This window comes from Povalibacter sp., from assembly GCF_036735925.1.
Classification (GTDB): Bacteria; Pseudomonadota; Gammaproteobacteria; order Steroidobacterales; family Steroidobacteraceae; genus Steroidobacter.
This window is the reverse complement of sequence record NZ_DAINNK010000053.1, coordinates 27,358-37,123: the sequence shown is the minus strand read 5'-3', so window position 1 is coordinate 37,123 and position 9,766 is coordinate 27,358. Positions and strand designations below refer to the sequence as shown.

General features: G+C 64.7%; 7 protein-coding genes and 1 pseudogene. 4 read left to right on the top strand and 4 right to left on the bottom strand.

Translation table 11 applies throughout. From position 1 onward, the window contains the following. Positions 1–102 precede the first annotated feature (102 nt). The 3 genes from V7D81_RS15955 to V7D81_RS15945 all read right to left on the bottom strand — a co-directional run bounded on the left by V7D81_RS15955 (position 103) and on the right by V7D81_RS15945 (position 2,835). Positions 103–408, bottom strand: a complete 306-nt coding sequence (locus V7D81_RS15955; protein ID WP_324318020.1) for an RNA recognition motif domain-containing protein — start codon at positions 406–408, stop codon at positions 103–105. A 388-nt stretch (positions 409–796) separates the two neighbouring features. Beyond that, positions 797–1,498, bottom strand: a complete 702-nt coding sequence (locus tag V7D81_RS15950; RefSeq protein WP_324318018.1) for an HAD family hydrolase — start codon at positions 1,496–1,498, stop codon at positions 797–799. 155 nt (positions 1,499–1,653) lie between these two features. Then, positions 1,654–2,835, bottom strand: coding sequence for an O-succinylhomoserine sulfhydrylase (locus V7D81_RS15945; protein ID WP_324318016.1), 1,182 nt, complete (start codon positions 2,833–2,835; stop codon positions 1,654–1,656). Between the two features lie 133 nt (positions 2,836–2,968). On the opposite strand from V7D81_RS15945, the gene V7D81_RS15940 reads away from it, so the two are divergent. Together V7D81_RS15940 and V7D81_RS15935 are read left to right on the top strand one after the other, a co-directional pair. Further along, positions 2,969–3,592 carry a glutathione S-transferase family protein gene (locus V7D81_RS15940; protein WP_324318014.1) on the top strand — a complete coding sequence of 208 codons (624 nt, stop codon included), beginning with the start codon at positions 2,969–2,971 and terminating at the stop codon, positions 3,590–3,592. Between the two features lie 113 nt (positions 3,593–3,705). After that, positions 3,706–4,890 (top strand): FIST signal transduction protein, encoded by a 1,185-nt coding sequence (locus tag V7D81_RS15935; protein WP_324318012.1) that lies wholly within the window; start codon positions 3,706–3,708, stop codon positions 4,888–4,890. A gap of 194 nt (positions 4,891–5,084) precedes the next feature. On the opposite strand, the pseudogene gdhA reads toward V7D81_RS15935, so the two are convergent. Beyond that, a pseudogene (gene gdhA, locus V7D81_RS15930) lies at positions 5,085–6,364 on the bottom strand (NADP-specific glutamate dehydrogenase). 261 nt (positions 6,365–6,625) lie between these two features. Between gdhA and V7D81_RS15925 the strand changes: the two are divergent. Continuing rightward, on the top strand, positions 6,626–8,692 hold the full coding sequence (locus tag V7D81_RS15925) for a S9 family peptidase (RefSeq protein ID WP_324318010.1): 2,067 nt from the start codon (positions 6,626–6,628) through the stop codon (positions 8,690–8,692). A gap of 114 nt (positions 8,693–8,806) precedes the next feature. Beyond that, positions 8,807–9,766 (top strand): hypothetical protein (locus V7D81_RS15920; protein ID WP_324318008.1); only part of this gene is annotated, 960 nt, incomplete at its 3' end.

Below are 9,766 nucleotides of genomic sequence, written 5' to 3'. Positions count from 1 at the left end.
TCTCCGTGAACTCCGTGTGAAACCTCCGGCTCCGAAAAAAGAAAACCCCGCGGCACTTGCGCACCGCGGGGTTCGTTCAGCGATTGATGCTGAAGCTGGCGATTACCAGCGGCCACCGCCGCCGCCACCACCGCGGGGACCACGGCCGCCACCGCCGCCGCCGCCCTGACGCTCCTGCGCTTCGTTGATGCGCAGCGGACGGCCGCCCATGTCCTTGCCGTTCAAGGACTGGATGGCGCGCTGTGCTTCGGCGCTCGACATTTCAACGAAGCCGAAGCCGCGCGGACGGCCGGTTTCGCGATCGTTGATCAGCGCCACGGACTGCACGGCGCCGTGTGCTTCGAACAGAGCGCGCACGTCCTGTTCTGTTGCAGTGAAAGGCAGATTGCCAACGTAGATTTTCGTCATAAAAGACAAGCTCTCTCTGAAAAAAGCCTCGAGCGCGACCGTCGATCTGGACGAGCGAACACTGCGAGGCCTGGTTACAAACGGGCTCCTCCCCCTGCATGCGTGTGTCCTCACTGCACGCCGGATTGGTCCCAGGCCTAACGTTCGCGGTCTCGTCGGATTTTTCAGAAGTTGGCCGAAACAATGGGTCATCAATGACCCGGCTGGCCAAGCCAGAGAAAAAAGCAGGCAAAGGCAACGAACGGCGCGAAATCTACGCCAAAGGCAGAATCAAGGCAATTGGGTGCGGACCGTCGAATTCGTGGGATACCAACGTGTTACCGCAGGTTTCGCGCACCGCGTCCGCTGCCCGTTGTCACGCCAACCGGCTGCTCTGCATTGCAGCTTTTCAGCGGGCCGGCGCACCAGCACCGAGCACCGCCACCAGGTCGGCCAGCGAGGTGACCGAATGGGTCGCCGGTTCGATGCCCTCGGGCCAGGCGGCGCCGGCACGATTCATCCACGCCGTGGACATGCCAACGGCACGGGCGCCCTCGACGTCCAGGTGGGGATCGTCGCCGACGTACATGACCTCCCCGGCCGCCAGGCCCGTGCCCTCCAGCACCTTCAGGAAGACGGCCGGCGCAGGCTTCAGGGCACCCACCTGGCGGGCCGAGACACTGCGCTCGAACAGGTGCGACAGCCCGATCCGCCCCAGGTCGGCATTGCCATTGCTGGCCGTGAACAGGCGGTATCGTCCGCGCAACACCTCCAGCGCCGGGCGCACGTCTGCATACAACTCGACCTGGTTACGCGCCGCGATGAAGGCTTCGAAGGCCTCGTCCGCCATGGCTTGCGCATACCCGCAGGCCTGCGCCAGTTCGCGCAGCGCCTGCATGCGCAGGAACGTGAAGTCGTGGGCCATGTGCGGAAAGTCGAGCGAGACCCGCGCCCGCGCATCCCGCATCGCTTCGATGGTCATCGCCTCGACGGCTCGCGGATACCGCTCGCCCAGGAAGTCGTACATCGCGCGCTCGGCCTTGCGGATGACCGGCCACACTTCCCAGAGCGTGTCGTCGAGATCGAAGCAGAGGGCACGCAGTGAGGTCATGAGAGGAACGCGAGACAAGAGAGAATGGCCGCAAAAAAGCGCAGAACACACAAATAAACCAGATCGGATTGGATCTCATGATTCAGACCCATTTCCGAAACTTCTTTCATTTGTGAGCTTTGCGCCTTTTTGCGGCCATTCTCTCTATCTCCGTCCTAACCTCGCACTGCCGCGAGGCCGCGTTCGATATCGGTCTTCAGATCGCCGAGATCTTCAAGACCGACGGAGATGCGCAGCAGCCCTTCGCTGATGCCGGCGCGTTCGCGTTCGGCGGGCGTGATGCGGGCGTGGGTCGTGCTCGCGGGATGGGTGATGGTGGACTTGGTGTCGCCGAGGTTCGCGGTGATGGACAGCAGGCGCGTGGCGTCGATGAAGGCCCAGGCGCCTTCGCGGGCGCGTTCGACTTCGAAGGCGATGATGCCGCCGAAACCGGACTGCTGGCGTGCCGCCAGTGCGTGCTGCGGATGCGATTCGAGCCCGGCGTAGTAGACCTGGGTGATTCCGGGCTGCCGTTCCATCCAGCGTGCGAGATCGAGCGCTGCCGCGGAGTGCGCACGCATGCGCAGTTCCAGCGTCTCCAGTCCCTTGAGGAAGACCCAGGCATTGAACGGGCTCATGCTCGGACCCGCCGAGCGGATGTAGTTGAAGATGTCCGTGCCGACGAGCTGCTTGCTGCCGACCACGGCGCCGCCGACGCAGCGTCCCTGTCCGTCGAGGAACTTGGTGGCCGAGTGGATGATGAGATCGGCGCCGAACTCGAAGGGCTTCTGCAATGCCGGCGTGCAGAAGCAGTTGTCGACGATCAGGTACGCATCATTGGCGTGGGCGATGTCGGCGATGGCGCGGATGTCGGCGATCACCGCGAGCGGGTTCGAGGGCGTTTCCAGGAACAGCAGCTTCGTGTTGTCCTGCATCGCATTGCGCCACGCATTGTTGTCGTCGGGCTTCACGTACGTGACCTCGACGCCGAACTTCACCAGGTAGCGATTGATGAGACCGATGGTCGAACCGAACACGCTGTCGGAACAGAGGATGTGATCGCCGGACTTCAGCAGCGCCATGAACGTCGCCAGGATGGCCGCCATGCCCGACGCCGTTCCGACGCACGATTCTCCTCCCTCCATCGCCGCGAGCCGTTCTTCGAAACAGCGCACGGTGGGATTGGTGAAGCGCGAATAGATGTTGCCCTTCTCGGTCTCGTTGAAACGCGCCGCCGCTTCCGCAGCGCTGCGGAAAACGTAGCTGGACGTCGCGAAGATGGGTTCGGCGTGTTCGCCTTCGTGCGTGCGGACCTGGCCGGCGCGGACGGCGAGCGTGGACAACTGGTAGTCGGACATGCGCGGAAACATCGGCTGCTGAACGGGGCGCACAGTGTAAAGAAAAAGCCCCGCGCGGCACCCGGTTTTTACCTTTTGCCGCGGGCGCGGCCCTGCGTGATACTCGCCGCCCCTGTCTTTCCGGGACCTTGCCATGCTGACTCTCGTCATCGGCGACAAGCAACTGTCGAGCTGGTCGCTGCGTCCGTGGATCCTGCTCAGGCATCTCGATCTGCCGTTCCGCGAAGTCCCGCTCAAGCTGGATACGCCGGCGTTCGGGCCGGCCGTACGCCGGTACTCCGCGGCGGGTCGCGTGCCCGTGCTCGTCGATGGCGATCTGCCTGTCTGGGATTCGCTCGCCATCATCGAATACGTGCACGAAAAATCCGGCGGGCGCGCCTGGCCTGCCGATGCGACGCGGCGCGCGCACGCGCGTTCGATCAGCGCCGAAATGCATTCCGGTTTCTCCGCGCTGCGCGGACACTGGCCGATGAAAGCGGCCAGCACGCTCGACGTACCGATGCCGCCGGCCGGACAGCAGGACGTCGCGCGAATCGATGAGCTGTGGCAGGACTGTCGCGCCCGATACGCCGGCACCGGTCCGTGGCTCTTCGGCGACTACTCGGCAGCGGATGCGATGTACGCGCCCGTCGTCCTGAGGTTCCATACGTACGGCGCGAAGTTGTCCGACGCCGCGGCCGCCTACGTGCGGCACGTCCTCGCCGACGCGCCGCTGCGGGAATGGATTGCCGGTGCACGCGCCGAACTCGGCCAGTGACCCGTCGGGTCCTCGGACTGCCGACAGTTCGCCACCCGTAGAACGCGCAACGGACAAGCACGGCACCGCTGGCTAGAATCGACCCGCACTCATCACGGGATCGTGAACCGACCATGCGTTGGGCTTCCGTCATCGACACCGACGCGCTGCTGTCTTCCGCCGTTACGCATTCCGCCGCGAAGCTCTTCAAGGGGCTGGGCAATCGCGAGCCGGATCTGCTGACTGTGTTCGTCAGCGCGCATCACGCCGCACGGTTCGAGGAACTGTCGTACCTGCTGCTGCGGGAATTCGAAGGCAGCTATCTGTTCGGCTGCTGCGCCGCCGGCGTGATCGGCGGCGGTCGCGAGATCGAGGATCGTCCCTGCCTGTCGCTGACCGGCGCGTCCCTGCCCGGCGTGAGAATGAAAGGCGTGCACCTGGACGCGGCGCAGGTGCCGCCGGTGTATGCCGAACCGCGCGTGTGGGAAGACGCCATGCATCTGACGGCGAGCCAGCAGCCGTCGTTCCTGATCCTCGCCGACCCCTTCAGCTTCGAAACCGAAACCTTCGTGAAGGGGCTCGATCGCGTCTACCCGAGTTCGCCGAAGGTGGGCGGGCTCGCGAGCGGCGCGCGCCAGGTCGGCGGCAGCGCGCTGTATCTCGGCAACGAGATGCATCGCTCGGGCGTCATCGCGCTCGCACTCACGGGCAACGTGCAGATCGATCCGGTGGTGGCGCAAGGCTGTCGCCCGATCGGCGATCCCATGTTCGTCACGCTGTCGCATGAGAACCTGATCCGCGAACTCGACGGACGCCCGCCGCGCGACGCCCTGGCGATGCTGTTCGAACAGCTTCCGCCCTTCGATCGCGACCTGCTGACCGATTCGCTGTTCCTCGGACTTGCGATGCGTCCGGACGCCAGCCAGTACGTGCCCGGCGACTTCCTCATCCGCAACATCCTGGGAATGGACCCGCAAAGCGGCGCACTGTGGGTGAACGCGCAGGTGCCCACCAACAGCGTGGTGCAGTTCCACCTGCGCGATGCCGCGACCTCCGCCCACGATCTGGAACGGGCATTGACGCACTACCGCACGTCCACGCTCTCCGGCCCGTCGAGCGGCGCGCTGCTGTTCTCATGCGCCGGCCGCGGCTACGGTCTCTATGGTCAGGCCGATCACGACAGCAATGCCTTCCGCCGCCTCGTCGCCGACGTGCCCATCGGCGGGTTCTTCGGCAATGGCGAAATCGGCCCGGTGCAGAACGCCACTTATCTGCACGGGTATACCAGTGCCTTCGCGGTGTTCAGCGAGAGGAAGTAGGAGGGTTCACACGGAGTTCACGGAGGCCACGGAGGTCGGAATAAGAAATTTCCACGGGGGGAAGAAGGGGAACACGGGGAACACGGGGAGCACGGGGATAAGAAATTTTCTGTTCCGAACCCCGTGTTCCCCGTGTTCCCCTTCTTCCCCCGTGGAAACTTCTTCTCTTCTCCGTGTGAAACCCTCCGATTCCTTCAGATCACCCCGAACGCCAGCATCGACTGTGCCACGCGCTGGAATGCGACGATGTTCGCGCCGATGACGTAGTTGTGGGGCGTGCCGTATTCGGCCGCGGTTTCGAAGCAGTTGCGATGGATGTTCTGCATGATCTCGTGCAGGCGCCGCTCGGTGAACTCGAACGTCCAGGCATCGCGGCTCGCGTTCTGCTGCATCTCCAGCGCCGAGGTCGCGACGCCGCCGGCATTCGCGGCCTTGCCGGGGCCGTAGGCGACGTTCGCGGCGAGAAACGCGCGCACGCCGGCGGGCGTGTGGGCATGTTCGCGCCTTCGCCGACCGCGATGCAGCCGTTGGCGATCAGCGTACGTGCTGCGCGCTCGTCGAGTTCGTTCTGGGTGGCACAGGGCAGTGCGATCTCGCAGGGAATGTCCCAGAGGCTGCCGCGGTCCAGATACTGCGCGTGGCCGCGGTGCTTCGCGTATTCGCTGATCCGGCAGCGCTGCGATTCCTTCAGCATCTTCAGCAACGCGAGATCGATGCCCTGCGCGTCGTGGATCACGCCGTTCGAGTCGGAGCAGGCCACCACTTTCGCGCCGAGCTGCAGGAGCTTTTCGATCGCGTAAATCGCGACGTTGCCCGATCCGGAGACGACGCAGGTCCTGCCCTCGATGCCCTGACCGCGCGCCTTGAGCATCTCGTCGACGAAGTACACGGTGCCGTAGCCCGTGGCTTCGCGTCGCACCAGCGCGCCGCCCCACTGCGGGCTCTTGCCCGTGAACACGCCGGATTCGTAGCGGTTGGTGATGCGCTTGTACTGGCCGAAGAGATAGCCGATCTCGCGCGCGCCGACGCCGATGTCGCCGGCCGGGACGTCGGTGTATTCGCCGATGTGCTGGTACAGCGCCGTCATGAAGCTCTGGCAGAAGCGCATGACTTCGCCGTCGGAGCGGCCCTTCGGATCGAAGTCCGAACCGCCCTTGGCGCCGCCGATCGGCAGTCCGGTCAGTGCGTTCTTGAAGATCTGTTCGAAGCCGAGGAACTTGATGATTCCCAGGTACACGGACGGATGAAACCGCAGCCCGCCCTTGTAAGGACCCAGCGCGCTGTTGAATCCGACGCGAAAGCCGCGCGCGATCTGCACCTCGCCGCGATCGTCCTGCCAGGGAACGCGAAAGATGAGCTGGCGCTCGGGTTCGCAGATGCGCTCGATGATCTTGTGTTCGGCATACTCGGGATGCTTCTCGAGCACCGGTCCCAGCGTTTCCAGCACTTCGCGGACGGCCTGGTGAAATTCCATCTCGCCGGGATTGCGCTGGATGACCTGTCGGTAGATGTGTTCGATGCGTTCGGCGGTCGTCACGATAGCTTTGGCCCCTGGACTGGAAAAGAAGACAGCGGCGGCGCAGCCGCCTCGGCGGGCGCGGACCATATCAAACCCGGCCGCGGACCGGGATACGGGGTGACTCGGGTTTTTCCTTAAGCGGCATGCCAGTCCCGGCTTCCCGCGTCGCGCTGCCCTGTGACATCCTTCCGGCCTCGTTTTTCCGGGAGTCTCTGCATGATCCGTCTGCGCACCGCCGGCGCCCTGCTCGCCACGCTGCTGATCGTTCCTGCCGTACACGCGCAGGCCAAGCGTCCCTTCTCGATCGACGATCTGGTCCGGCTGAATCGCGTGTCCGATCCGGCGCTGTCGCCCGACGGCAGGACCGTCGTCTTCACGGTGCGCGAGACCGACATCGGCGCCAATCGAGGGCGCACCGATCTGTGGTCGCTCGACGTCGTCGCCAAGGGTGCGCAGCCGCGGCGGATCACCTCGCATCCCGAGAACGACGGCAGTGCACAGTGGTCGGCCGATGGCCGCGGCATCTACTTCCTGTCGAGCCGCAGCGGTTCGAGCCAGGTGTGGCGGCTCGACAGCGCCGGCGGCGAAGCCGTGCAGGTGACGCGACTGCCGCTGGACGTCGGCACGTTCAAGCTGTCGCCGAACGGCGCGAAGCTGGCGGTGTCGCTCGATGTGTTCGCCGATTGCGCCGATCTCGCGTGCACGGTCACACGGCTCGACGAGAAATCGAAATCCAAAGCCGTCGGCATGGTGCACGACCGCATCTTCATCCGGCACTGGGACACCTGGAAGGACGGACGCGTTTCGCAGCTCTTCGTGCTGACGCTGAAGAACGGCGCGGTGAAGGGCGAGCCGCTGTCGCTGTCCGGATCGCTCGATGCCGACGTTCCCTCGAAGCCGTTCGGCGATGCGAGCGAGTACACGTTCTCGCCGGACAGCACGACCGTCGTGTTCTCCGCGCGCCTCAAGGGCAAGTCGGAGCCGTGGTCGACCAACTTCGACCTCTACGAAGTCGCGGTCGACGGCGGCGAGGCGCGCAACCTCACCGCCGACAATCTCGCCTGGGATACACAGCCCGTGTTCTCGCGCGACGGCTCGCAGCTCGCGTGGCGCGCGATGGAACGGCCCGGCTTCGAGGCCGATCGCTTCCACATCGTGATCCAGGATCGCAAGAGCGGCGAGCGTCGTGCGCTGACGAAGACATGGGATCGCTCGGTCGACGCGATGCAGTTCTCGACCGACGGCAAGACGCTTTACGCGAGCGCCGACAACTTCGGCCAGCATCCGCTCTGGTCCATCGACGTAAAGACCGGCAAGCCGACGATGCTCACCGGCCCGGGCCACGTCGATTCGTTCTCGGTCGGTGAACGCGACATCGTGTTCGCGCTGGCCTCGCTCAAATCGCCTGCGGAACTCTATGCAATCAGCGTGAAGGGCGAACTGCGCGATCTGCCGCGCCTGAATGCGCAGGCGCTGAGCGAACTGCAGCTCGGCGAGCCGGAACAGTTCACGTTCATCGGCGCGAACAACGAAACCGTGTACGGCCACGTCATGAAGCCGGCCGGCTTCAATCCGCAGCGCAAGTATCCGCTCGCCTTCATCATCCACGGCGGGCCGCAGGTGTCGTTCGGCAATGCGTGGAGCTATCGCTGGAATCCTCAGACCTACGCTGGCGCGGGCTATGCAGCGGTGTTCATCGACTTCCACGGCTCACCCGGTTACGGCCAGGCCTTCACGGACTCGATCACGCAGGACTGGGGCGGCAAGCCGCTCGAAGATCTGCAGAAGGGTCTCGCCGCTGCGCTCGCGAAGTATCCGTGGATCGACGCCGACCGCGCCTGCGCGCTCGGCGCCAGCTACGGCGGCTTCATGATCAACTGGATCGCCGGCAACTGGCAGGAACCGTTCAAGTGCCTGGTGAATCACGACGGCATCTTCGATGCGCGCGGCATGGCCTACTCCACCGAAGAACTCTGGTTCGACGAATGGGAACACGGCGGCCCGTACTACGAAGTGCCGGAGAACTACGAGAAGTTCAATCCGGCGAACCTGGTCGCGAAGTGGTCGGTGCCGATGCTCGTCATCCACGGCGAACAGGATTTCCGCGTGCCGGACACGCAGGGCATCTCGACCTTCACCGCCCTGCAGCGTCGCGGCATTCCGAGTCGCCTGCTCTACTTTCCGAACGAGAATCACTGGGTGCTGAAACCCGCGAACAGCGTGCAGTGGCACCAGGAAGTGCTGAAGTGGCTCGGCGAGTGGACGGGGAAGAAGGAAGACTGAGGTCTGCGGGGGCAGCCGTCGTACTTTCGTCATCGAGCTTCCACACCTTTGGCCACTGGGCCGGCGCACGCGGGCTGATCCACTCTCGGACTCCCGCGTTCGCTGGAGATCCCCATGGCCGATCCGACGCTGCCCCTGCCGGTCGAGATTCCGTGGACACTGGCATCGACCACGCAACCGCTGAACGCGGGCGATCCCGATCAGACCGCGATCTCGCTGTTCTACTACGAGCCCGATGAAGAAACGTTCACGAGCGAGTTCCCGGATCAGCGCATCGTCTTCCTGAAATTCACCACCACGGTCTCGCCGGCCACGATTCCGCTGGCGTCGCCCGTGACGCAGCTCGGCGAAGGCGTACCGTGCTTTCACGTGCTGCTGGATCTGAAGATCCGCAAAAAATCCGGCGAGCTCGGCACGATCCGGCCCTACTTCCACGCCGCGGCGCCCATGCACCGCACGATGCTGCAGACGGGCGTCGTCGGTGCGGAAGCCTTCGAGGGCGAAGCCGATCAGCAGTCGATGGGCCGCAGCGCCAGCCAGATGAACGAAGCCAGCAGCACGCGGGCACGCACGACTTCGGCGTCGCTCGGCGGCGGCTTCGGCATCGGCGGTTTCTCGGTCGGCGGCTCGGTCAGTTCGACGACGACCTCCGTCTCCGGCTCGCGCTCGGTTTCGCAGCAGATCGATACGACACAGCGCCAGGCCTCGGAAGAGCGGCGCGAGCTCACCAGTCATCGCACCAACGTCGAGAACGTGCTGACGCTGCTGAATGCGAAGTACGTCGGCACGCCGTACCTGACGTTCTCGCTGGCGCCGCAGCCGCTGCAACTGCTGTCGATCGATCCGTCCGATCCGAATCTCTGGTACAGCCAGCTGCTGATGCGCCGCTCCTCTGGCATCGAAGGCGTGCAGGAATACACGGCCATCGTGCTGGTGCCGAAGGGCGAGGACTTCTGCGTCAACGCGCGCCTGCGCCGCGTCTGCGTACTCGACAATCCGCCCGGCCCGCTGACCTACGATGAATACTTCCAGTTCAACCAGCATCTGGGACGGCTGCTGAACTACCTGGATCGC